This window comes from Halomonas sp. DP4Y7-1, from assembly GCF_019800705.1.
In the GTDB taxonomy this organism is placed as follows: Bacteria; Pseudomonadota; Gammaproteobacteria; order Pseudomonadales; family Halomonadaceae; genus Halomonas; species Halomonas litopenaei_A.
In genome coordinates this window covers 845,328-867,473 of record NZ_JAHVKS010000001.1, presented here as the reverse complement: position 1 = coordinate 867,473, position 22,146 = coordinate 845,328, and the positions used below count along the sequence as shown (strand labels likewise).

The window sequence follows — 22,146 nt, the reverse complement described above, 5'->3', positions numbered from 1 at the left end:
GATAAGCTTCGACACCTACAGTGATGGCCATGCCTTTCCCCATGGACGCGATGACATGGCCACACCACTCCCAGCCTCGAGGCAGGCCCTCTTCAGGCCCGCGCTAGACCAACACCAGGGCCCCACAGCCACACCGCCGACAAGCATCGCGGTGGGTGTCACGGTCCCTGCTGCCTGCGCCTCGGCCAAGACGTTGGCCTGGCTTTCCGGCCAGCACAGCCTGGAAGCTGCCCACCTGGTGAGCACCGCCTTCCAACGTCGGCACAATGCTGCCGTCAGCCACCAGTATGCTCGCCTACTGGCCCTCTACGCAGACAGCGGTGAGCTGCTGGCGACCACTGGCCTGAAGCGGGCGGATGAGGGCAGCTTGATGGTAGAGCGCTACCTGACGGCCCCCGTCGACCAGGTGCTCGCCTCCCAGGGGGTGGCCACGTCGGCCCCGCCGCGTCACACCATCATGGAAGTGGGCGCCCTGTCGAGTGCCTCCCCCGGGGCTGGCCGACGCCTGATGCTGGCTCTGGTCCTCGTACTGGAACAGTTGAACATCGACTGGCTGGTCGTCACTGCGTCGCGTGACGTCAGGAATGGTCTCGGGCGCCTGGGCATTGCGCTAACGCCCCTCGCCAGCGCTCGCCGCCACTGCTTGCCTGCCACCGAGAACTGGGGTCGCTACTACGAAGGCGACCCGAGGGTCGTGGTCATTCGGCCTCTGCAGGTCGCGCTGAGCATGCGCTCGACGCCAATGGGCAACATGCTCTTGTCCAGTGCCCCTCGGCTAGCTGCCCACGCCGTGACGCCTACTCCGGCGCTGCCGCCAGTGCCAGCTCCGGAGTTCCATTGCCATGGATAACCTGCTGAAGCGGCTGGAACAACGGGCGACCCTCGCGCCACGTTCAGCGAGCCTGCGAGGCGCTACTGCCAGCGGCAAACTGGTGGCGCTGGATGCCCGCCAGTTGCACGATAGCGTCACCGCATTGGCACAGCAGCTTGCCCAGACGGGCGTTCGTCATATCGCTATTGCCGGCCACAACTCCCCCGCCTGGCTGGTGGCTCAACTGGCGGCTTGGCGCGCAGGATTACCTGTCACCCCGATACCCTCCTTCTTCAGCGATGATCAGGTGACCCATCTGCTCTCCACCACGGGCCTGGATGGCATCCTGATCACCGACGGCAGTTCACTTGACCGCTGGGTCGACGCTCGCCTACTGCCGGTCTTCGACCGCGGGCTCTTACCTGAACAGCAACCGCCACACGGCATCGGCGTCGAGCCCGACGTGGCCCTGTTTCAGCGGGCCAGTGTTCCCGCCCCAATGCCCGCGGAAACACGCTTGATCACCTTCACCTCCGGCACCACGGGTACCCCGAAAGGCGTTTGTCTATCGGGCCCCCACCTTGAGTCGGTGCTACTCGGACTGGACGACCGATTGCAGGGCATTGAGCTGACACGACATGGCGTCGTGCTGCCATTGGCGGTGCTTCTTGAGCATCTGGCAGGGGCTCTGTACGCGCTTTGGAGAGGGGCAGAAGTGATCATCGACCCTCCTCAGGTGACCGGTCTCGAGGGCAGTGGCAACCTATCGTGCCCCCACTGGCAGCGCTGGCTAGCCGGTCGCCAACCCGACAGCTTGATCCTCGTCCCCGCCCTGTTGGCGGCTCTGTGCCAGATAGCTCGACAAGAAGACGACGCCCCATGGATGACATCGCTGAACCTGGTTGCCGTAGGCGGTGACCATGTACCTCCGGTACTGCTTGCCGATGCCAAAGCGCTGAAGCTGCCCGTCGCACAGGGCTACGGGATGTCCGAAATGGGCTCGGTGGTTTGCTTGAGTCGCCCCGATGAACCCCAGGATGGCCGCGTCGGGCGCCCGCTGAAAGGACGTGATATCACCACAGACCCATCGGGGCAGTTACTCGTGCATGGCCCACGTATGCTCGGCTATCTGGGCGAGGCGACTGACACAGGGCCTGGCCCGATGGATGTGCCCTGGCCCAGCGGTGATCTGGGTGAGCAGCATCATGGCGGGCATTGGCACCTTAGCGGACGTCAACGCAATGTCATCATCCTGTCGACGGGACGCAACCTCAGCCCCGAGTGGATAGAGGCCGAACTGGCAACCCTTGCCGGTATCGACCGAGCCTTTGTCTTTGGCGATGGCCTGCCAGGCCTACTGGCGCTCGCCACTCTGTCATCCTGCCAGGTCGATACGACGGCCATCGATTCGGCCATCGCCTCACTCAACCAACGGCTACCGGATTACGCCAGGATCCACGGCTGGGCACCGTTGACCGCCGCGCTGCCCGGGCTACCCACGCCACTGTCAGAAGCCAGTCACGAACTGACCAGCAACGGCCGACTGCGCCGTGACGGTGTTCGCCTGCGCAGGCATCCCGATATGCAGCGCCTGGCGGAGCAGAGCTTCTGTGAAGCGCCCCCGTCGGAGCAAACCCCATGCGATCCCTCGCTCGCACTGCCTGGCGACAGCGCAGATAACGTCACCAACTCCCTTGTTGAACCGCTCTACCGCTTCTCCCCTCAACGTGTTACCCGACAGCCAGGAAGGCCATCCGATGAATAACCCCATGCACGCAGTACCTGCCCCGGCAACCCCCCTGCCAAACACCGGTGCCCAGCCGGGCTTCTATCAGGCGCTGCTTGACGCCACCCAGGGCGAGCGGCAAAGGCTGATGAACGGGACCCTGGTCACGCGAGGCCTGGCGGGTGAACTTAGCCTGGGGGAATACCGTGCTTTCCTGGCCCAGGCCTATCACCATGTCAGCCACACCGTCACCTTGATGATGGCCTGTGGCAGCGAGCTCAACCGGTACGCACCAGCGCTAGGACATCACTGCTATCAGGCGCTAGCCAATGCGCTTACCGACTACATCGAGGAAGAGAAGGGCCACGAGCAGTGGATTCTCGATGACCTTGAGGCGACCGGCATTGATCGCGAGGCAGCTCGCTCACGGCCGCCGCTACACGAGACCGAGCTGATGGTCGCCTACGCCTACGACAGCATTCGCAGACGCCATCCCCTCACCATGTTTGGCATGGTGCTGGTACTGGAAGGCACCAGCACATCGGCTGCCAGTCAGGCAGGCCGTGCCATCCGCGACAGTTTGGGGCTCGGCGACGATGCCTTCCACTATCTGTTCTCCCACGGTGAGCTCGACGTCTCGCACATGGCCTTCTTTGCCAAGCTGATGGACACGCTGACGTCGCCAGATGACCAGGCCCAGATCATCCATGCGGCGAAGGCCTTCTATCGCCTCTATGGCGCCGTGCATGAAGCGGCGCTCCAGGACGCCACCCACTGGCAGGGGCAGGTTTGCGAGGACGCACCATGAGCACCTTGTGCAATCAACGGGTGCTGCTCACCGGGGCTTCCGGCGGCATCGGCTCAGCGCTTGCCCGCCAACTGGATGAGGAGGGAGCCACCCTCTGGCTGGTGGGTAGAGATACCGGCAAGCTGCGCGCGCTCGTCAAACAGCTAGGTGGCGACCTGCCCCGGCACCGCCTACTGGGCGAGGTCGACCTTACCCTTCCCGCCGGGCGCCAACGGGTACTTTCCTGGCTGCAGGAAACGCCCTTGGAGCAGCGACCCTCGACGCTGATACAGTTGGCCGGCATCAATCACCTGGGGTGGTTTCAGCACCACCCACAACAGAACATCGCCGACATCCTGAACACCAACCTGACGTCGACCCTTCTGCTGACCCACACGCTGCTGCCTCTTTTCCTTGAACAACCGGCCGCGACGCTTTACTTCGTGGGCTCGTTGCTCGGCCACATCGGCCATCCGGGATACGCCGCCTACTGCGCCAGCAAGGCCGGGCTCAAGGGATTCACCGAGGCACTGGGGCGAGAGCTGGCAGCCACCTCGGTGCGCGTCCAGTACCTGGCTCCACGGGCCACCCGCACCAGCATGAACGACAAGACGGCCGAGGCAATGAACGCCTCCCTCGGCAACGCGGTCGACACCCCCGAGGCCGTTGCCGATGCCATCGTCGCGCAACTGAAAAGCGGCCAACAGCGCAGGCGTCTGGGAACAGCCGAGCGCCTGTTCGACACGCTCAATGGTCTTGCACCAGGCGTGGTCGACAGGGGAATCAACAAGAAGCTGCCCCACATTGCGAGACACTTGGACGCTCGTGCTCCGCTTGAACGTAACGAAACGTGACATATATGACGCCATGGGAGGCTGGTAGCCGTACAAGCAGAGCCTGATGCATCATCGTGTCCCACTCCGTCGAACAAGCATCGACAAGATCTCGGCCGGTTCAAACAAGATGGCGGAATCGCCACCGCACAAGCCCTGTTTTCAGCTCTTGCGCGACTATTGTGCTGCGCCGACTTGACCCTTGTGCTGCACCAAGGTTCTAGTCTGTGGTGAGAGTCCCGGAAACGTTCTGATTGCGCGTGTCAACGCGGCAATACGCTCGCCGGGGTTATTTTCATGCCACCACGGAGGGAACCGATGAGCAACACGGCCACACGCCACGCGCATGAGACATCTTCCCCCACCGCCGACGTCTATCGGATGAAGACGGATCAACACCTGTGCCCCTTCGGCCTGAAAACACTGTCGCTCCTCAAACGAAAGGGCTACCAGGTTAACGATCGTACTTTGACCTCACGGGAAGCCATCGACCGCTTTAAGCAGGAAGCCGGCGTCGAGACGACGCCCCAGGTTTACATCGGAGGCGAGCGAGTCGGCGGCTACGAGGATCTGCGACGCCACCTCGGCATGAGTGTCCCCAGCGACAAGGACGTCAGCTACCGCCCTGTCATCGCCATCTTTGCCACGGCACTGTTGATCGGTCTGGCCGTCAGCTGGGCTAGCGGGCAGGCGCTCGTATCGCTGCACACTCTCGAATCTGCCGTGGCATCCGCCATGGTGCTGCTAGGTCTTCAGAAACTGCAGGACGTGGAAAGCTTCAGCACCATGTTTCTGAACTACGACCTACTCGCCCAACGAGAAGTGCGCTATGGCTACCTCTACCCCTACGCCGAAACACTGGCCGGGATACTGATGCTGGCAGGCACCTTAACCTGGATCGCAGCACCGGTCGCGCTGTTCATTGGCACAATCGGCGCCTTCTCGGTGTTCAAGGCCGTCTACATCGACAAGCGCGAATTAAAATGCGCCTGCGTCGGCGGCAACAGCAATGTACCGCTCGGCTTCGTATCTCTGACGGAGAACCTGATCATGCTACTGATGGGACTGTGGATGCCGGCCAAGGCACTGCTGACGTAGAACTCGACTGACCCGAAGGTCCCACGCGTACAGCAAAGCCCGCCAGACAAGGACTGGCGGGTTCTGCTTGAGTGGCAGCCATGGACAGAGGCATCAAAACCAGACGCGCACCCCGGCAACCACTGCGGTGTCTTCCGTTTGATCGCCTTCATCACGTGCCATATCGGCAGTATCACCATAGAGTTTCTGCCAATAGGCGCCGATATAGGGTGCGAACTTGCGATGTAGCTCATAGCGAAGGCGCAGGCCGGTGCGCAAGGAATTGAATCCCTCCCCGACACCGAACTCCTCAGCATCGTTGAACGCCACTTCCATTTCCAGGCGAGGCTGGAGATACAGCCGCTGGGTCAGTCGTAGGTCATATTCCTGCTCCAGACCCAAGGAGGTATCACCATCATCGCTGACACGAAGGTCCAGCTCGGTTTCCAGCCGGTAGGGCGCCAGCCCCTGAAGACTGACCACGCCGAAATAGCGCTCGGGATGGTCGTCGCTGCCAAGCCCACCTTGATAGCCCAGACCACCTTGCAGCTCCCAGAAGTCGGCAATCAATTTGCTGTAGAGTAGATCCAGCGATTCAAATTCTGCATCTTCGCCATCCCCTTGGGCATTGTCCCCTTCTCCCTTCAGGTAGACGCGATGAACATCGCCTCCGTACCAGGCCTGAAAATCCCAGGACACCGCCTCGCTGTCTTCGGACGGCCAGGCATATTCCAGTCGGTCGATCATCACCGAGCCACGCAGATGCTCCTGCATGGGCGACGGCCAGTGATCTGGTGCGTCGTAGCCATCCTCAGCCAGCGCTACCGGTGACAGCCCCAGGCCCGATATCGCCGCCAACACAACAAGTCTCTTACGAGATTCCATGCGATATCTCTCCTCAGGCAACCTTGACGACGCGGAACATGCCGGCGTCCATGTGGTACAGAAGGTGACAGTGGAAGGCCCAGCTGCCCTCGGCATCCGCCGTGATCAGTGCAGAAAGGCGCTCGCCTGGCTTGACGTTCAGGGTGTGCTTACGCGGAATCAGCTCACCGGCACCATTTTCCAACTCCATCCACATGCCATGCAGGTGGATCGGGTGCTCCATCATGGTGCGGTTGACCAGGATGAGGCGCAGACGCTCGCCCTTGTCGAAGTGGATCGGGCCCGAGACCTCACTGAATTTCTTGCCGTCGAAGGACCACATGTAGCGTTCCATGTTACCGGTCAAATGCAGCTCGAGTTCGCGACCAGGAGGACGACGGTCAGGCCAAGGCGCGATGGCCTTCAAGTCCCGATACACCAGCACACGACGATCACGGGCATCCAGGCCGATCCCTGGCTGATCGAGGCGGGAGCCAGGCTGCGCCGCGCCCACAGGTAGCATGGCGGTACCGGCAGAGCGGCCCATATCGTCCATCTGGCCGTGATCCATGCCCGCCATGCTCGAGTGGTCCATAGCAGTCATCGAGCCGTGATCCATGCCCGTCATGCTCGAGTGATCCATAGCGGCCATCGAGCCGTGGTCCATGCCTTCCATCTGGCTGTGGTCCATACCCGCCATGCTCGAGTGATCCATAGTGGTCATCGAGCCGTGATCCATACCTTCATGGGCTCCCATGGCCTCCATTCCTCGATCGGCGATGCGTCGGCGTTCCGGCACCGCCGCCGCCATACCCAGACGAGGCGCCAGGGTCCCTCTGGCAAAGCCGCTTCGGTCCATGGACTCGGCAAAGATGGTGTAGGCCACCTCCTCCTTCGGCGTAACCAGGACGTCATAGGTTTCCGCTACTCCGATACGAAACTCCTCGACAGGCACGGGTCGCACCGGCTGACCGTCAGCCGCCACCACCGTCATTTCGAGCCCCGGAATTCGTACGTCGAAGTAACTCATAGCGGAGCCGTTGATCACGCGCAGCCGCTGGGTCTCACCGGGCCGAAACAAGGCAGTCCAGTTGTCATCGGGCGAGTGGCCATTGAGCAGGTAGGTGTAGGTGGCGCCGGTGACATCGGCGATATCACGAGAGCTCATGCGCATCCGTGCCCACATGGCACGTGCTTCCCAGGTGGAAGCGAAGCCCTGTCGCCCCACATCGTCGATGAAGTCTCCCAGGGTGCGCTCCTGGAAGTTGTAGTACCCCTCACCGGTCTTCAGGTTGTGGAAGATGGTCGAGGGGTCCTCGAAGCTCCAGTCGGTCAGCAGCAGCACGTGCTCGCGGTCATAGCGAAAGGGTTCGCGTTGTTCGGCGTCGATGACCAGGGGGCCCACATGACCAACCTGCTCCTGCAAGCCTGAGTGGCTGTGGTACCAGTAGGTGCCGCTTTGACGGAGGGGAAAGCGGTAAGTAAAGGTTTCGCCCGGCATGATACCGGCAAAGCTCACGCCGGGGACGCCATCCATCTCCGGCGGCAGCAGGATGCCATGCCAATGAATCGAGGTGGGCTCGTCCAGCAGATTGGTGACCCGCAGCGTCACGTCCTGCCCTTCCTTGAGCCGGATCAGTGGGCCAGGGCTGGTGCCGTTGAGGGTGATAGGCCGTGCAGGCTGGCCAGCAATGGGCACGCTCTGGCGACGAATGGCCAGCGAGATATCCGGGCCGTTTTCCACCCCCTTGGGGTAACTCGAGGTCTGTCCCCAGGGGTTGGCCCAGGCAGGTGCCAGGCCTAGGGCGGCGGTGCCGATTCCCAGGGCTGCGCTTCCCTTGATGAAGCCTCGTCGTGATAGCCGATGTGGCGGCAGAAGAGTCGTCGACATGGGTGCTGTCTTCCTGTGCGATGAACTTCTGCCATCTTCCATCGTCAAGCTGAAAGCCAGCTGAATCCCTAACCAATAGGCGGCTTCGCGGAGAGCATTGCCAGCGGCAAGCGAATGGTCACTTCAAGCCCACCCGTGGAAGCCGCCTGAAAACTGACCTCACCCTGATACTGCTCGACCAGTTCAAGCAGTATCGACAGGCCGATGCCATTGCCGGGTCGCCCTTCATCCAACCGTTGGCCTCGCCGCCCCAATAGTGGCAGCCATTCCGGGGGTACTCCCGGACCATCATCCTGGATCTTCAGCTCAACACATTGGTTCAGCGTTAGCGCGAGCCACACCGACTCGCTGGCCCACTTACCCGCGTTATCGAGCACGATGCCAATCATTTCCAGGAAGTCCTGCCGCTCCATATCGATGCAGACATCCTCCGCGTCCCCGAGAGCCATGTTGAAGTGCTTGTCGGGGTACAGACTTCGAAACATGTCAAAAAGCTGGTCGAGTTCCCTCTTGATCCGGGTGTGCTGGCCGCCACCGGGGCCCGCCAGGCGCGCCTGACGCAGATGGGACTCCATCAACTCCTGCATAAGGGTCAGTCGTGTAAGCAAACGTTCACGACGCGCTTCGTCCAGTTCGCGTTTGCCGCGCAGGGCCTGCATCACCGCCGTCAGCGGGGTCTTGAGCGCATGTGACAAATCCGCCACGGCGTTACGTGAACGCACCAGTCGGCGCTCCTGGCTGTCCATCAGGCGGTTGAGTTGAGAGACCAAGGGCCGGAATTCCTGCGGCACCTTCATTCTGAGTCGCTGGCGCTGACCATTTCTCAGCTCGGCCAGTTGGCGCTGCAATAGATCCAGTGGCCGCAGGGCGGCATTGACCGCCAAACCGTTAAGCAGTGAAAGAGCGAGCAGCACCAGGCCTGCGATGGCGCCAATCCACCAGTGCAGAGCAGCGAGGCCTTCCTCGACGCTGTCGAAGGATTCACCAATAAGCAGTACGCCTGGCGTGCCTTCTAGTGAGAAGGTACGCCGTAACACAAGCAAGTGACGCCCTTCCAGGTGCACATCCAGCAACGACTCGTCAGGCCCATCTAGATGCGGGGCCAATGCTGGCAACCAAGCGGGGTGCGAGGTAGTGAGGCGCGTTCCGCGCTTGAGCACGCACAGGTGATGAAAGACCTCGGCCGACAGGCTCGAGGGCAAGGTGGGAGCCGGTACAGGGTCAGCGTTTTGACGCAGTTGTGCCAGGCGATACTCCGCTTCCTGACGCAGTCGGTCACCGAGAAAGTCCCGCGCGGTCTCGCGCAGCAGCAGACCATGCATAAACCAGGTCAACGCCATGACCAGCAGGGACACCGCCCCGAGGCTGACCAGCAGGCGCAGACGAAGACTGTTGCGTCTAATGCGAAACAAGCACGTACCCCTGGCCTCGACGCGTCTGGATGATGTGCTTGCCCAGTAGGCGACGCAAACGAGCGATGTAGACCTCCACCAGATTGGGTGCCGGGGCATCCTGCTCAAGGGCGTACAGTTGATCGAGCAGCTTCGTCTTGGAGTGCACCCGGTCAGGGTGGTACATCAAGTAGCGCAACAGGCAAAACTCGGTGGCGGTTAGCGGCTGCCATGGTCCTCCCGCGCAGCTGACCTGACGCTGATCCTCATCGAGGCGGACGCCGTTGACGATGAGCCTTGCCGTCAATTCCGTGCGCCGGCGCAACAGCGCATGGACCCGCGCCAGCAGCTCCTGTTCGTGAAAGGGCTTGGTGAGATAGTCATCGGCCCCTCGACGAAGGCCATCTACCTTGTCCTGCCAGGCATCGCGAGCCGTCAACAAGAGCACCGGAAGACCAAGACCCTGGTCTCGCTGGAACTCCAGCCAATCGAGCCCCGAACCATCGGGCAGGCCGATGTCCAGGATCATCAGCGCATACTCTTCGCTATGCAACAGCGCCTTTGCCACGCTCAGCCGCTCGGCAACGTCAACGCGATAGCCATGATCATCCAAGGCATCTTTCAGACTCTCGCAGAGCAGGTCATCATCCTCGACCAGCAACAGCTTCATCACCATCATCTCCCGGCCTGTCTCCGTCCTGCCACGCCCCAGCCACGCTGGAAGAAGTGGCCCTGGCCGGCTCCTATGGTCCCACACTCAGAGCGCCGTGCATGCCCGCCTCGAAATGTCCAGGGATATTGCAGGCGAAGGTCAGCGATGCCCCCTGTTCCGGCGCCTGCCAGACCAGCGTCCTGGTCTCTCCCGGCGCCAGGGTAACTGCCGGCATCTCCATGGCCCCGTGCATCTGGCTCATGTCGTGACCGTCCCCATGCATGCCATGTCCTCCCCCAGATGCCATCTCACGCATCATCTTGCGGTGTTCATCCTGAGCCTCGGCAGAGCCGATGACGAATTCGTGCTCCAACTGGCCGCTGTTAGTGACCTCGAAGGCGACCACCTCGCCAGGAGCAACGCTCAGTTGCTCTGAATCAAACCAGATATCGCCAGCCTCGACAGCGATGGTGCGCTCTGCGTGCGCGGGATCAATCGCTGACGACGGAGCGTGGCCGGCACCCGCCAACACCTGAGTCGACACCAGACCAAGGGCTAACACCATCAGTGTGCTACGCATGACATCGTCCTTCCATAGTGGGATGAAGGTAGCCGTTATAGCGCGGCTAGCTGAATCCAGGCTGAATCAGCCGCAAGCACGCAGGGAGTATCCTCCCGCTCACGAGTGAGTCCACTTCTCCAGCAGCAGGTCGATAAACAGCTGGGCGGTGCCCGAGATACTGTGCACGTTACTGCGTACCAGGCCGATGGTACGCTCGATACGTGGCTCCGGCAGTTCGCGCGAACACAAGATCTCGTGGTCCGGGCCCGGCATGGTCATGCGCGGCAGTATCGCCACCCCCAATCCAGACTCCACCAGCCCCAGCGACGTCGATAGATGCTGCACCTCGTAAAAGCTGTTGAGGTGGATGCCTTCGGCTGACATGGCACTGTCCAGCAGGGTGCGGTTGCCGCTATCGCGACTGACGGTGATCAGCCTTACCTGCTCCAGGTCGGCCCAGGCGATCTGCGTCTTGGCGGCCAGCGGATGATCCGATCGCAGCGCCAGTACGAAGGGGTCTCTCAGTAGCTGCGTAAACGACACTTCAGGGCGTTGAGCGCTGAACATGTTGATGCCGAAGTCCGCCTCACCACTGATGACCTTCTCCAGCCCTTCATTGGCGCTGACGTCGAGTATGCGAATCCGAATACCCGGCCAGGCCTCGCTGAACTCACGAATCACACTCGGCAAGAAGTAGAACGCGGCGGTCGGTAGACAGGCAATCGTGACCGTGCCGGTCTGGTGGGTGGCCAGCTCGCGAATGCCGAGAATCGAGGACTCGTACTCCTCGATCATGCGTCTAGCCCTCGGCAGGAAATCGGCGCCAATGGCCGTCAGGCGAGTACGCCGCGTGGTGCGCTCCAGCAGGCTGACCTCCAGCAACTCCTCGAGCTTCTGGATTCGCCGCGAGAGCGCAGGCTGCGAGAGGTGCAGCCGCTGTGCCGCTTCGTGGAACGACCCCAGCTCGGCGACTTGAATAAACGCTTGTAGATCAAGAAATTCCAGCCTGTGCAGCATATCTCTACTCTTGCATGATCGGTGAACTACTGATAACCATAACGCATTAATCCGACTTTCGCATTGATACATAAAGCTCTTTGCATTTGAAGCATCAAATGCCTGGTGACAAGCTGCTGTCATGACCTCCAACAACGACGTGACATCACCATGATGAACAGCATCCCCTGCATGATCATGCGAGGCGGCACTTCCAGAGGCCCCTTCCTGCGCATGTCAGACCTTCCCGAGGATGAGAAGGCTCGGGCAGATATTCTGATCAGCCTGATGGGATCCGGTCATGCCCTACAAATCGATGGCATAGGGGGTGGCGATCCACTGACCAGCAAGGTCGCTATCGTTGAACGCTCGGCGCATCCCGATGCCGACGTGGACTACTTGTTTGCCCAGGTCGACGTGCTCAATCACCGCGTCGACTTCAATCCCAACTGCGGCAACATGCTGTCGGCGGTGGGGCCCTACGCGATTGAGTCCGGCCTGGTGGAACCGCAGCCGGATTTTACGCTGGTAAGGGTGCGCAACCTGAATACGCAGCGCTTGATCGAGTGCCATGTCCCGACCCAGGGCGGCCAGGTTCTCTACGATGGCGACACCCGTATCAGCGGCGTTCCCGGGACCTCGTCGGCCATTCAACTGAGCTTTCTTGATATCGTCGGGACCAAGACCTGTGGCCTTCTCCCCACCGGCAATGTGGTGGATCTGATCGATGGCGTCGCAGTGAGCTGCCTCGACGCGGCGACGCCCATCATCATGCTCAGAGCGGAAGAGCTGGGGCTGACGGGGCACGAGTCCCCTGACCAGCTGGACGCGAACAGTCAGTTGCTGGCGCGTATAGAGCGCCTCCGCCGACACGCCGGCGAGCTGATGGGCCTGGGCGATGTCAGCCAGAGCGTGCTACCAAAGCCGGTGCTGGTGTCCCCTGCACTGGAACAGGGACGCACCCTGTGCGCCCGCTATTTCGTGCCCCATCGCTGCCATAAGGCCATCGCCGTGACCGGCGCCATCGCCGTCGCGTCGTCAGTCAGCGTGCCGGGAACCGTAGCGAATCTGATCGCCGTTGGCGCGGGATCACTGGAAGCCAACGAGCTGGCCTCCCGGGTCAGTATCGAACACCCTTCGGGCTTCATTGATCTGGAAGTCGAGCACCGCGGCGGCAACGCCACCGACATCGCGCGCGCCTCGCTGATCCGTACCGCGCGCAAGATCATGGCCGGCACCCTGTTCTACGCCCTGCCCGATTAATCCGATTCAACCCGGTCCCGCTCTGGCCTCGTCGCATGACGATGATGTCAGCGCTACGGGCACTGCCGACAACGGCAGGCCCCTGATAACGACAACACAGAAGGAACCACGCCATGACCAAGCCAAAGCTTGTCTCCTCACAGCACCTCTCGCTACAGCACTTCTCGTCGCAGCCGTCTTCCTCGACGTCATCACCCTCAGTCTTTCGGCTTCGCGGCATGGCTCGCGCCACCCTGCTAGGCCTCGCCGTGTCCGCTGCGACGCTCTGCGGCATGGCCCAAGCCGATGACGCCGATGTTCCAGGCAACATCAAATGGACAGTGCCTTTTGGCGTCGGTGGCGGCACCGACGTGTGGGCTCGCTTCTTCGCGCCCTGGCTCAGCGACTACCTGCCCGGCGAACCCACCATCATGATTGATAACGTCCCAGGTGGAGGCTCGATCAACGGAGCCAACCTGTTCGCCATGCGGGCCAAGGCGGATGGCTCCCACTGGCTAGGCACCTCTGCATCGACTCAGTACCCGGCCATGCTGGATGACCGCCGCGTTCGCTACGACTACCAGGAATGGACGCCGATCCTGGCCACGCCTACTGGCGGCGTGGTTTACGGCCAGCCGAGTCTCGGCGAAGACGCCGATGCCATTATTGATGCGATGCTCGACCAGCAGGTCAAGATCGCCGCCCAGAACCCGACCGGCCTGGAACTGCCAGTACTGATCGCTCTGGATCTGCTGGGCGCCGACGTCCAGGCCGTATTCGGCATGCGCAGCCGTGGCGAAGGTCGACTGGCCTTCGAGCGAGGTGAGGCCGACATCGACTTTCAAACCAGCTCAGCCTACTTGAGCAACGTCCTGCCGCTGGTGGAGTCCGGCAAGGCGGTCCCGCTGTTTTCGTTGGGGCTGCTTAACGATGAAGGCGAGATCGTACGTGACCCCGCCTTCCCCGACCTGCCCACCTTCAATGAAGTCTACGCCGCTCGCCACGGCGAAGCGCCAACAGGCCCTGCCTACGAAGCCTTTCGCAAGTTCTTCGCCTCGGGCTACGCGCTGCAGAAGCTGATTGTGGTACCCAAGGACACCCCGGCAGACCTGATCGAGACCTATCGTGACGCGGCACGCGAGTTCATCGCTACCGACGCCTTCAAGCAGGACGCTGAAGCTCAGCTGGGACCCTATGCCCCGGTGGTCGGCGAAGTCATCCAGCGCCACCTGGAAGACGCCATGAGCATTGATGATGCGACACGTGAGTGGCTCACCCACTGGCTGAAGGAAAAACACAACGCCCAGATCTGAATGGCGCAAGCGCCGCGCAGTCCTCCTGCAGACACCAGCGGACTCCGGCGCTATCAGCGACTAACCGCAGCTTCTCTATTAGGACTGCCGAAAAGAGCTCGGCTCACAGCTCGGCTCACAGCTCGGCTCACCGCTCGGCTCACCGCTCGGCTTACAGATCGACTACAACAACGTGACGATAACAGCGCTGGGAGCACGCCCCAGCGCTACGACAATACGAGAGTCCAACGCCATGCTTGATATCTTCCTCTCCAGCCTGGGACAGTTGTTCACCCTGTCCCATATGCTGTTCATGCTGCTGGGGGTGATGGTCGGCCTGATCGTCGGCATCATTCCCGGACTCGGGGGCATCGCCGGTATGTCCCTGCTGCTCCCTTTCCTCTACGGCATGGAGCCTACGGTGGCACTGGGCATGCTGATGGGACTGGTCGCCGTCATCCCGACTGGCGACACCTTTGCCTCCGTGCTGCTCGGCATCCCTGGCTCCAGCGCTTCTCAAGCCACCGTTATCGACGGTTTTTCGTTGGCCAAGAAGGGCCAGGCAGCCCGGGCCCTGTCCAGCGCCTTCCTGTCCTCCATGATCGGTGGCCTGATTGGTGCGGTGGTGCTGACCGGATTTATCCTGATCGCCCGCCCGCTGGTACTGTCCTTCTCGTCATCAGAGCTGTTCATGCTGACGCTGCTTGGCCTGTCCATGGTGGCGGTGCTGTCAGGCGCAGATCTGTTCAAGGGGCTTGCCGCCTGCGGGCTCGGCCTGCTGGTAGGCGGTATCGGCATGGCCCCGGCCACCGGTGAGTTTCGTCTCAATCTGGACATCGATTACCTGTTTGATGGCCTGCCCCTGGTCGTTGTCGGCCTGGGCATCTTCGCCCTGCCCGAGATCATCGACCTGCTGGTCAAACGTGGCGCTATCGCCGAAAAGCCCTGCCGCCTTGGTGAAGGCTGGCGCCGCGGCATTCAGGACGTTGGCCAACAGCGTGGCCTGGTCGCCCGCTGCGCCGCCATCGGCAGCCTGGTGGGCACCATTCCTGGCCTGGCGGGCTCTGTCGTCGACTGGCTGACCTATGGTCATGCGGTCCAGACCGCCAAGGACAAGTCCGCATTTGGCAAGGGCGACATTCGTGGCGTCATCGCCCCGGAATCCGCCAACAACGCCTGCGCCTGCGGCGCCATGGTACCAACACTGCTGTTCGGGGTACCGGGCTCGGGCACTGCCGCCGTGTTTCTCGGCGGTCTCTTGCTGCTGGGCCTGCAACCTGGCGTTGGCATGATCGAGACCCATCTTGATCTGACGTACACCATCATCTGGTCACTGGCCCTTGCCAACATCCTTGGCGCCGCCATGTGCTTGCTCCTGGCACGCCCGGTGGCCAACCTGACCCGGGTGCCCTTCGCCACCCTGGCTCCCTTGATCACCGTGCTCATCATCTTCGCCGCCTTCCAGGCGACGCGAGCCACCGGTGATCTGTTGGCGCTGGGTGCCATCGGCGTCATCGGCGTGCTGTTCAAGCGCGCCAACTGGTCACGCCCCGCCTTCCTGATCGGCTTCGTCCTCGCCCCAGGGGCTGAGGCCTACTTCTACCAGGCGGTACAGTTTCAGGGTGCTGACGCCTTCCTGCGTCCCGGTGTGCTGATCATCGGCGCCATGATCCTGGCTGCGCTGTTCATCCCGATCATTGGTGCCGGCGTCAAGAAACGCCGCCAGGCCATGTCTGTCGGGGCCGCTGCTACCCAGACCAACGACGACAAGCCGCCGCATCAGCTCGGCATCATCGACATCATCCTGCTGGTGGCCCTGCTGGTCCTGGCGGCCAGCGCCTGGATCAACGTCTCCGAGCTGTCACTCATCGGCGGCATCATGCCCCGCCTGGCCATCGCCATCATGGCCGTGGCCTGTCTGGCGGAAGTGGCGCGCAGCGTGATTCGCCGTCCCCGCTGGAAGCAGCAAGGTCTGGAGCGTGAAAGCGTCTGGCTCATCGGGTTCTTTGCGCTAGTCGGTGCCATGCTCTCGATCGGCTTTATCACCACCGCCACGCTGTTCACTCTGGTCTTCCTGCTGGCTATTGCCAAGCTGCGGTGGTGGTTGGCCCTGCTGATGGCCATGGGGGTGACGGGATTCCTGGTCAGCATGGCAACCTTCCTCACCCTGACCTACCCGCAAGGCTTGCTGGACCCGCTGCTGTTCGGTTGGCTCTAGGTCCGTCCGCAATCCATACAAGGCTCCGCCCCGCAGCAGTCTCCCGGCGGAGCCATGTATTCCAACTTATGCAGTGACAGCCACCTCCAATCGATACCGACATCGACCTGGCGGTATTCACGGGCATTTGTAAAGGAACAACATCATCCTCGCATTGACATCGACAGCAATCCGGCAAGCGTGAGGCACTCACCTCATGGCGTATTCTTCGTTAATTATGAAGAATCCACGTCAAATTCCGCCATTGCACATATTCCATCTCTATCCTGTCGCTGACGCTAGTAGATGTCGTCTCGACAACCATCTAAGCTGAGCTCGTGACATTGCCAAAGGCCTTCCTCGTGCAGACACCCGGAAACAAGCATCACAAGTTTTCTCGTAGCGCTAGGCGCCGTCCGCACTCTCTTCGTACTGAGACTGCTGTGTCTCTTGACGAGTCTGGCTGCTACGTTGCGATCGACTGCGGTTGTGGCGCCGGAGCTGACACTGAATACCTTTCACAAGCTGGCTACGCCGTTCACGCATTTGATATCCATCCAGACACTTTCTCTGTGTGTACTGAGCGATTTCATTCACATCCTAATGTGTACATATCGCACGAAGCCTTCGAGACCTTTTCATATCCCAAGGCAGGCATCATCATTGCTCACGCGAGCCTCTACTTTGCTGAACCCAAGCTGTTTTCCGCAACATGGGAGAAACTCGAAAGATCAATTCAGCCTGGAGGCGTCTTTTCCGGTGACTTTATGGGCATAAGAGATTCTTGGGCTAATCGCCCCTCTGGTCCTACTAACCCACTTACACGCGCTGAGGTAGCGGCCTTATTGACAGGTTTTGATGTCGTGACATTCGACGAACATGATAAAGCCGGAATAACATCTTTCGGTAAACCCAAGCACTGGCACATCTACTCTGTGATGGCAAAAAAACGTCCGACCGCTGCAAGTTGAAGCATACCATTCAGACCTCTTTCCCCCATGCAGCACAGGCACCATAGCAATGGTCACGCGTCACCTCTGGCACTGCGACTATATTTGGACTACGCCGACACCGTGCCACCTACCCGTGCAACGAGCACTGTGGCAGTTATAGCCCGCCACCCTGGCAACGTTCGCAGGAACTATGCGGCAACGCCCAGATGTCGCTCCCTAACTTGCTCTATCGCCCCTGCCCGGCGGTAGACTCGAGTATCACTCTCCTCTCATGCAGCAGGAAAAATCGACACTCACCCCGTTCTCGTTGCCTGACCTCTGACGGCCTCGACAATCTCCAGCCTGCGATCACCAGCCCCTCTCTGACATGGAGGCATCCCATGGACCTGGTAGAGAAACTCATCGCTGAACCGACCGATGATATCTTTGATCTTCTGCTGGCCGATGATAAAGAAGTCTTCTGGGTCGACTGGCGAGATGACGACGCCGTGCTGGCTGACTACTGCGAGGCCGTCGCCCACACCGGTATGCTGGGCTCCCACTGGGTCGACGACGTGCTGACCATCACCTACGCAGAACGATCACGGGCAGTGCCGCTGACCCAGTCACCGGGGGACCGGCACATCACGTTGATGACGATCAACGAACTGATGGCCCCTGACTACAGCATCAGGATGGTATGGGAATCGGAAGGCAGCGATACCCTGGCCTTCAGCGTGCTGCCAGAGGCCAGGTGGGCCGAATTGGAAGCGCAATATGGTAGAGCTGCGGTGGATCGGGCTTTTCTCACCCTGACTCACGACATCAATCCCTTCATCGATGCCCTGCACGTCCGGCGCCCGACGGGCAAGGAGCGTCGCTGGTGGACGTTCTGGCGATAGCCGGCTGCTGAGGGTTCATCGATTCCATGGGGCCCGCCAGGCGCACGCCAGACGAGTGGCTAACGCGTGCCTTCAAACATCCGATGTCGGGCATTGTCGATATGGGCGCGCATGGCGGCTTCTGCAGCCTCTCCATCCTTGGCGGCGATGGCGTCGACGATGGCCAGATGTTCGTCCTGTACCAGTCGCAGGCGCGCCTGCGACGCCATCAGTGACAGCCCACGAGTCAGGTTCATCCCTTCCTTGATACTCTCGTTAAGCGACTTCAATACGGTGGTGTAGTAGTGGTTGCTGGCCGCTTCGGTAATCGCCAGATGGAAGCGATAGTCTTCGTCGGTAGCCAGATCGTGGCGAGCATTGGCCTCATCGATGATGTCGTAGCAGCGACGAATCTGGTCGAGCTGTTCCTGGGTGCGTCGCAACGCCGCCAGATGCGCTGCCCGCGCTTCGACGTTGGTGCGAAACTCAAAGCAGCGCTGAATGTCGGCAATGCTTGAGATAGGCGCAAACTTGAGCACCGCGCTGTCAGGCTGACGAATGACAAAGCTGCCGGAGCCGCGCCGGGACACCACCAGCTCATCCTCCTTGAGTCGGGCCAGGGCATCGCGCAGCACCGGGCGAGAGACTTCATAGCGACGGCACAACTGCGCCTCGGTGGGCAACTTCTCATTGACCGGGTACTGGCCTTCGATGATCGCTTCCAGAATCTTCTCGTAGACCGCCGAAGCCAGTGAAAATTTCGCCTCTAATGCCATCTTGCCTTGCTCCGGATCTCTTGTTCCCTGGAAGTTGCCCGTCCGGCTCGTCACTCCGCCGTGGCCCCCTCCCTTTTTACCATCGCAAACGGCGCCCTGCACTGGACCTTGAGGTCGTACCCGGGCGCCTTTCGCCGTTCCTTGCCCTAACACTGGCGCATTTCCCCGCTCAGGCCACCGTCTTGGCCTTGCCAGGCCTGCCTGCCTGACGCCCCTTCCAGATGCCGTTGGCGATGATCAGGGTCCAGGTCAGAATCGCCAGCCCCGCCAGCACCATGGCGATGGGCCGGTCGACGAAGGCCATCAGGTCGCCGTCGGACTTGAGGATCGAGCGCATGAAGTTGCTCTCGATGATGGGGCCGAGGATAAAGGCCAGAATCAGCGGACCCAGTGGGAAGTCGTTCTCCATCAGGAAGACCCCGACCAGCCCCAGGCCGAGCATGATCCAGACGTCGAACATGCTGTTGTTGGCAGAGAAGGCACCCACGATACAAAACATCAGGATCAATGGGTAGAGAACCCCTGTGGGCACCGCCAGCAACCTGCCGGCCCCCTTGATCGCCATCAGCCCCAGCGGCAGCAGCAGCAGATTGGCCAGCACGAACACCATGAAGATGGCGTTGACCAGGGCACCCTGCTCGGTGAAGACGTCCGGGCCCGGGGTGATGCCCTTGGTGGTCAACACGCCGATGATGATCGCGGTGACGGTATCCCCGGGAATGCCGAACACCAGCGCCGGGATATAGGCGCCGGACAGGGCCGCGTTGTTGGCGGCGCTGGCCGAGACCAGCCCCTCTGGATGACCGGTACCGTACTTCTGTGGTTCACGGGACAGCTTGCGGCTGATGGCATAACTGATCCAGGACGCGATATCGGCGCCGGCGCCGGGCAGCGCCCCGATCATGGTGCCAAGCAGGCCCCCTCGGGCAACGCCCCCCTTGTAGCGCCAGGTTGTCCCGGCAACGCCGTCCAGCAGCTTGCCCTTGGGCGTCTCCACGTTGGTGGCGCTCTGTCCCGCCCCAGGCAGGCTGCGCAGCAGTTCAGTAATGGCAAACAGACCAATCAGCACCGGCAGCAACGAGATACCGGCAAGCAGGTCATAGCTGCCCATGGTGAAGCGCATCTGGCCGGACACACTGTCCATGCCGACCATCGCCAGAGACAGGCCGATCAGCATCGAAATAGCACCTTTGAGCGGATCGCCACCGGCCACCAGGATGGCGCAGGACAGCCCCAACAAGGCCAACCAGAAATACTCGTCACTGGTGAATTGCAGCGCAAATTCAGCGATCCGCGGGGCAAACAGGGCAAGCACCGCTACGCCAATAATGCCACCCAGCATCGAGCAGGTGACGTTGATGCCGAGGGCAAGCCCCAACTTGCCCTTCTTGCCCAGAAGATAGGCCTCGTCAGCGTAGACCGCAGACGCCGGCGTACCCGGCATCCTCAGCAGCGCCCCAGGTATATCACCAGCGACGATGGCCATGGCGGTGGCTGAGACGATGGCGGCGATCGCCGGCAGCGGCTCCATGAAAAAGGTCACCGGCACCAGCAAGGCGGTCGCCATGGTCGCAGTAAGACCAGGAATCGCGCCCATGAACAGCCCGAACAGGGAGGCCGCGATGATCACCAGGATCACCTCGGCGTTGAGCACCATGGAGGCAGCTTGCAGTAATTCGTTCATCAGTAGAGCACCTGTTCAAGCAGTCCGGGAGCCAGGGGGACGTGCAGCACCTGGGCGAACAGCATCCAGATCACTGCCGTCGCCATCACCGCGATCAGCAGCGCGCGGCCCCAGCCGCGGCGGTGATACATCCGGAACAGCAGCGTCAACAGCGTCACCGCCACAACCGGAAAGCCGAGCACCGGAGTCAGCAGCACATAGGCAATGACGCTCGCCACCACCGCACCGAGCGCCAGCAGGAAGGGGCGACCGGCCACCCTGCCCGACCAGCGCACCAAGGCCTGGCGCTGTCGCAAGCCCTTGAGGATCAGCAGCCCCCCCATCAGCAACAACAGCCCGCCGACCACCTTGGGAAAGGTCCCGGCGCCGTAGACCTGCCGCGGCAATGGGCTCAAATCGGCAGAAGCCACGATGAGAGCAGCCCCCAAGGCCGCCGCCATGGTTCCTGATATTGCATCACTGGTACGCATGAGACATGTCTCCTTGATGCAGACGCATCAGCGGAGAGGCGCCGCCCAAGCGGCGCTTCTACAAAGTGTCACTGACGGTCCCCACCCACCATCAGCAGGTGAAGACCGAAGGTCGATCACTGGGCCAGGCCCAGCTTGTCGATGATGGATGCGTTGTTGGCGTCCTGTTCGGCCATGAACGCCTCGAAGCCTTCCGGTCCTTCCCATACCGCACCGAAACCACGGCCTTCCATGAACGCCTGGAAATCCTCGGAGTTCCACACGGCCTCAGCCGCGCTCAGCAGGCGCTCGGTGACGTCTTCTGGCAGCCCCTCGGGGCCGACCAGACCACGCCAGGAACCGTGGGACCAGTCATCGCCGGTCACCTCGCCAGCGGCGGGAATATCGGGGAAGGCGTCCTCACGCTCGCTGGATAGCACCGCCAGCGTGCGCACACGATCAGACTCACGCATGGACTCCGTTTCCGGCAGCGACGAGAAGACAATATCGACACCGCCCGCAGCCAGCTCCTGCAGACCTGGCGCCGCCCCCTCACTGGGCACCAGGTTGACGGTGTTGGGATCGATGCCTTGCTGGTCGAGGAAGCCGGCGAAGGACAGATGGTAGGCAGCGCCGGGCGCGGAGCCCGACACGGTGTACTCGTTGGGTGACTCGGCCAGATCCGCCAGCGCCTCTTCCAGGTTCTGCCAGGGCGCCTCGGCGTTGACGGTAAAGGCGGCGTAGTCGAGGTTGAGCAGCGCGATCGGGGTAAAGTCTTCGTAGGACAGATCCGCGGTGCCGATGTGCCGATAGGTAGCGATCTCAGCGGTACCCAGGCCGAGGGTGTAGCCGTCCGGACGCGCCATCTTCATCGCCATGTGACCGACCACACCGGAGCCGCCGGTGCGGTTGACCACATTGACCGGTTGCCCCAGCTCCTGCTGCAGCCCGGCAGCGAACTGTCGACCCACGGCGTCGGTGCCGCCGCCGGCAGACCAGGGCACAATCAGGGTGATCGGCTTGGTGGGATAGTCGTCACCGACCGCGACCGAGGAGGTCGCCACCAGCAGGGAAGCACATAGCAGGCGTGGAAGCGTTCGCAT

20 protein-coding genes are annotated in these 22,146 nt (G+C 61.6%); 10 read left to right on the top strand and 10 right to left on the bottom strand.

Going from position 1 to position 22,146, the window contains the following annotated elements; all coding sequences use genetic code 11:
* Window positions 1–55: 55 nt before the first annotated feature.
* The 5 genes from KUV72_RS03555 (at window position 56) to KUV72_RS03535 (ending at window position 5,255) form a co-directional block, all read left to right on the top strand.
* Window positions 56–850, top strand: coding sequence for a thermostable hemolysin (locus KUV72_RS03555; protein ID WP_206942627.1), 795 nt, complete (start codon window positions 56–58; stop codon window positions 848–850).
* Window positions 843–2,576 carry an AMP-binding protein gene (locus tag KUV72_RS03550; protein ID WP_222237444.1) on the top strand — a complete coding sequence of 578 codons (1,734 nt, stop codon included), beginning with the start codon at window positions 843–845 and terminating at the stop codon, window positions 2,574–2,576. The genes KUV72_RS03555 and KUV72_RS03550 overlap by 8 nt, the downstream gene beginning before the upstream one ends.
* On the top strand, window positions 2,569–3,345 hold the full coding sequence (locus KUV72_RS03545; RefSeq protein ID WP_261317308.1) for a TenA family transcriptional regulator: 777 nt from the start codon (window positions 2,569–2,571) through the stop codon (window positions 3,343–3,345). The genes KUV72_RS03550 and KUV72_RS03545 overlap by 8 nt, the downstream gene beginning before the upstream one ends.
* Entirely contained in the window at window positions 3,342–4,178 is an 837-nt protein-coding gene (locus KUV72_RS03540) for an SDR family oxidoreductase (RefSeq protein ID WP_206942633.1), read from the top strand. The genes KUV72_RS03545 and KUV72_RS03540 overlap by 4 nt, the downstream gene beginning before the upstream one ends.
* A gap of 297 nt (window positions 4,179–4,475) precedes the next feature.
* Window positions 4,476–5,255 carry a glutaredoxin family protein gene (locus KUV72_RS03535; RefSeq protein ID WP_222237443.1) on the top strand — a complete coding sequence of 260 codons (780 nt, stop codon included), beginning with the start codon at window positions 4,476–4,478 and terminating at the stop codon, window positions 5,253–5,255.
* A 93-nt stretch (window positions 5,256–5,348) separates the two neighbouring features.
* Here the strand turns inward: KUV72_RS03535 and KUV72_RS03530 are convergent, their stop codons facing one another.
* The 6 genes from KUV72_RS03530 to KUV72_RS03505 form a co-directional block, all read right to left on the bottom strand.
* The gene (locus tag KUV72_RS03530; RefSeq protein ID WP_222237442.1) at window positions 5,349–6,119 is read right to left on the bottom strand and encodes a copper resistance protein B; all 771 of its coding nucleotides are present in this window, start codon (window positions 6,117–6,119) and stop codon (window positions 5,349–5,351) included.
* A gap of 13 nt (window positions 6,120–6,132) precedes the next feature.
* Window positions 6,133–7,989 (bottom strand): copper resistance system multicopper oxidase, encoded by a 1,857-nt coding sequence (locus KUV72_RS03525; protein ID WP_222237441.1) that lies wholly within the window; start codon window positions 7,987–7,989, stop codon window positions 6,133–6,135.
* A 68-nt stretch (window positions 7,990–8,057) separates the two neighbouring features.
* Complete coding sequence (locus tag KUV72_RS03520; RefSeq protein WP_261317306.1) at window positions 8,058–9,401, bottom strand: ATP-binding protein; 1,344 nt, start codon at window positions 9,399–9,401, stop codon at window positions 8,058–8,060.
* On the bottom strand, window positions 9,388–10,050 hold the full coding sequence (locus tag KUV72_RS03515; protein WP_206942640.1) for a response regulator transcription factor: 663 nt from the start codon (window positions 10,048–10,050) through the stop codon (window positions 9,388–9,390). Before KUV72_RS03515 ends, KUV72_RS03520 begins: the two co-directional genes overlap by 14 nt.
* Window positions 10,051–10,123: 73 nt before the next feature.
* On the bottom strand, window positions 10,124–10,612 hold the full coding sequence (locus tag KUV72_RS03510) for a plastocyanin/azurin family copper-binding protein (protein ID WP_222237440.1): 489 nt from the start codon (window positions 10,610–10,612) through the stop codon (window positions 10,124–10,126).
* A gap of 99 nt (window positions 10,613–10,711) precedes the next feature.
* The gene (locus tag KUV72_RS03505; protein ID WP_206942644.1) at window positions 10,712–11,611 is read right to left on the bottom strand and encodes a LysR family transcriptional regulator; all 900 of its coding nucleotides are present in this window, start codon (window positions 11,609–11,611) and stop codon (window positions 10,712–10,714) included.
* 150 nt (window positions 11,612–11,761) lie between these two features.
* Here KUV72_RS03505 and KUV72_RS03500 point away from each other — a divergent pair, with 150 nt between their 5' ends.
* From KUV72_RS03500 to KUV72_RS03480, 5 genes are all read left to right on the top strand, one after another.
* Window positions 11,762–12,853 carry a 4-oxalomesaconate tautomerase gene (locus tag KUV72_RS03500; RefSeq protein ID WP_222237439.1) on the top strand — a complete coding sequence of 364 codons (1,092 nt, stop codon included), beginning with the start codon at window positions 11,762–11,764 and terminating at the stop codon, window positions 12,851–12,853.
* A 113-nt stretch (window positions 12,854–12,966) separates the two neighbouring features.
* The gene (locus tag KUV72_RS03495) at window positions 12,967–14,145 is read left to right on the top strand and encodes a Bug family tripartite tricarboxylate transporter substrate binding protein (protein WP_261317305.1); all 1,179 of its coding nucleotides are present in this window, start codon (window positions 12,967–12,969) and stop codon (window positions 14,143–14,145) included.
* 232 nt (window positions 14,146–14,377) lie between these two features.
* Window positions 14,378–16,342, top strand: a complete 1,965-nt coding sequence (locus tag KUV72_RS03490; protein WP_222237438.1) for a tripartite tricarboxylate transporter permease — start codon at window positions 14,378–14,380, stop codon at window positions 16,340–16,342.
* Between the two features lie 422 nt (window positions 16,343–16,764).
* On the top strand, window positions 16,765–17,292 hold the full coding sequence (locus KUV72_RS03485) for a class I SAM-dependent methyltransferase (protein WP_222237437.1): 528 nt from the start codon (window positions 16,765–16,767) through the stop codon (window positions 17,290–17,292).
* 362 nt (window positions 17,293–17,654) lie between these two features.
* The gene (locus tag KUV72_RS03480) at window positions 17,655–18,155 is read left to right on the top strand and encodes a hypothetical protein (protein ID WP_222237436.1); all 501 of its coding nucleotides are present in this window, start codon (window positions 17,655–17,657) and stop codon (window positions 18,153–18,155) included.
* A gap of 59 nt (window positions 18,156–18,214) precedes the next feature.
* On the opposite strand, the gene KUV72_RS03475 is transcribed toward KUV72_RS03480, so the two are convergent.
* The 4 genes from KUV72_RS03475 to KUV72_RS03460 form a co-directional block, all read right to left on the bottom strand.
* Complete coding sequence (locus KUV72_RS03475) at window positions 18,215–18,910, bottom strand: FadR/GntR family transcriptional regulator (protein ID WP_206942652.1); 696 nt, start codon at window positions 18,908–18,910, stop codon at window positions 18,215–18,217.
* A 169-nt stretch (window positions 18,911–19,079) separates the two neighbouring features.
* Window positions 19,080–20,594: a tripartite tricarboxylate transporter permease gene (locus tag KUV72_RS03470; protein WP_261317304.1), complete on the bottom strand. Its 1,515-nt coding sequence runs from the start codon at window positions 20,592–20,594 to the stop codon at window positions 19,080–19,082.
* Window positions 20,594–21,064: a tripartite tricarboxylate transporter TctB family protein gene (locus tag KUV72_RS03465; RefSeq protein ID WP_222237435.1), complete on the bottom strand. Its 471-nt coding sequence runs from the start codon at window positions 21,062–21,064 to the stop codon at window positions 20,594–20,596. Before KUV72_RS03465 ends, KUV72_RS03470 begins: the two co-directional genes overlap by 1 nt.
* Before the next feature lie 116 nt (window positions 21,065–21,180).
* On the bottom strand, window positions 21,181–22,146 hold the full coding sequence (locus KUV72_RS03460) for a Bug family tripartite tricarboxylate transporter substrate binding protein (protein WP_222237434.1): 966 nt from the start codon (window positions 22,144–22,146) through the stop codon (window positions 21,181–21,183).

Coding starts and splice junctions, on each gene's coding strand:
- KUV72_RS03515 (WP_206942640.1), bottom strand. CDS start 10,050: ATGAAGCTGTTGCTGGTCGAGGATGATGACCTGCTCTGCGAGAGTCTG.
- KUV72_RS03555 (WP_206942627.1), top strand. CDS start 56: ATGGCCACACCACTCCCAGCCTCGAGGCAGGCCCTCTTCAGGCCCGCG.
- KUV72_RS03460 (WP_222237434.1), bottom strand. CDS start 22,146: ATGCGAACGCTTCCACGCCTGCTATGTGCTTCCCTGCTGGTGGCGACC.
- KUV72_RS03540 (WP_206942633.1), top strand. CDS start 3,342: ATGAGCACCTTGTGCAATCAACGGGTGCTGCTCACCGGGGCTTCCGGC.
- KUV72_RS03480 (WP_222237436.1), top strand. CDS start 17,655: ATGGACCTGGTAGAGAAACTCATCGCTGAACCGACCGATGATATCTTT.
- KUV72_RS03470 (WP_261317304.1), bottom strand. CDS start 20,594: ATGAACGAATTACTGCAAGCTGCCTCCATGGTGCTCAACGCCGAGGTG.
- KUV72_RS03505 (WP_206942644.1), bottom strand. CDS start 11,611: ATGCTGCACAGGCTGGAATTTCTTGATCTACAAGCGTTTATTCAAGTC.
- KUV72_RS03500 (WP_222237439.1), top strand. CDS start 11,762: ATGATGAACAGCATCCCCTGCATGATCATGCGAGGCGGCACTTCCAGA.
- KUV72_RS03495 (WP_261317305.1), top strand. CDS start 12,967: ATGACCAAGCCAAAGCTTGTCTCCTCACAGCACCTCTCGCTACAGCAC.
- KUV72_RS03475 (WP_206942652.1), bottom strand. CDS start 18,910: ATGGCATTAGAGGCGAAATTTTCACTGGCTTCGGCGGTCTACGAGAAG.
- KUV72_RS03490 (WP_222237438.1), top strand. CDS start 14,378: ATGCTTGATATCTTCCTCTCCAGCCTGGGACAGTTGTTCACCCTGTCC.
- KUV72_RS03545 (WP_261317308.1), top strand. CDS start 2,569: ATGAATAACCCCATGCACGCAGTACCTGCCCCGGCAACCCCCCTGCCA.
- KUV72_RS03535 (WP_222237443.1), top strand. CDS start 4,476: ATGAGCAACACGGCCACACGCCACGCGCATGAGACATCTTCCCCCACC.
- KUV72_RS03510 (WP_222237440.1), bottom strand. CDS start 10,612: ATGCGTAGCACACTGATGGTGTTAGCCCTTGGTCTGGTGTCGACTCAG.
- KUV72_RS03525 (WP_222237441.1), bottom strand. CDS start 7,989: ATGTCGACGACTCTTCTGCCGCCACATCGGCTATCACGACGAGGCTTC.
- KUV72_RS03465 (WP_222237435.1), bottom strand. CDS start 21,064: ATGCGTACCAGTGATGCAATATCAGGAACCATGGCGGCGGCCTTGGGG.
- KUV72_RS03550 (WP_222237444.1), top strand. CDS start 843: ATGGATAACCTGCTGAAGCGGCTGGAACAACGGGCGACCCTCGCGCCA.
- KUV72_RS03530 (WP_222237442.1), bottom strand. CDS start 6,119: ATGGAATCTCGTAAGAGACTTGTTGTGTTGGCGGCGATATCGGGCCTG.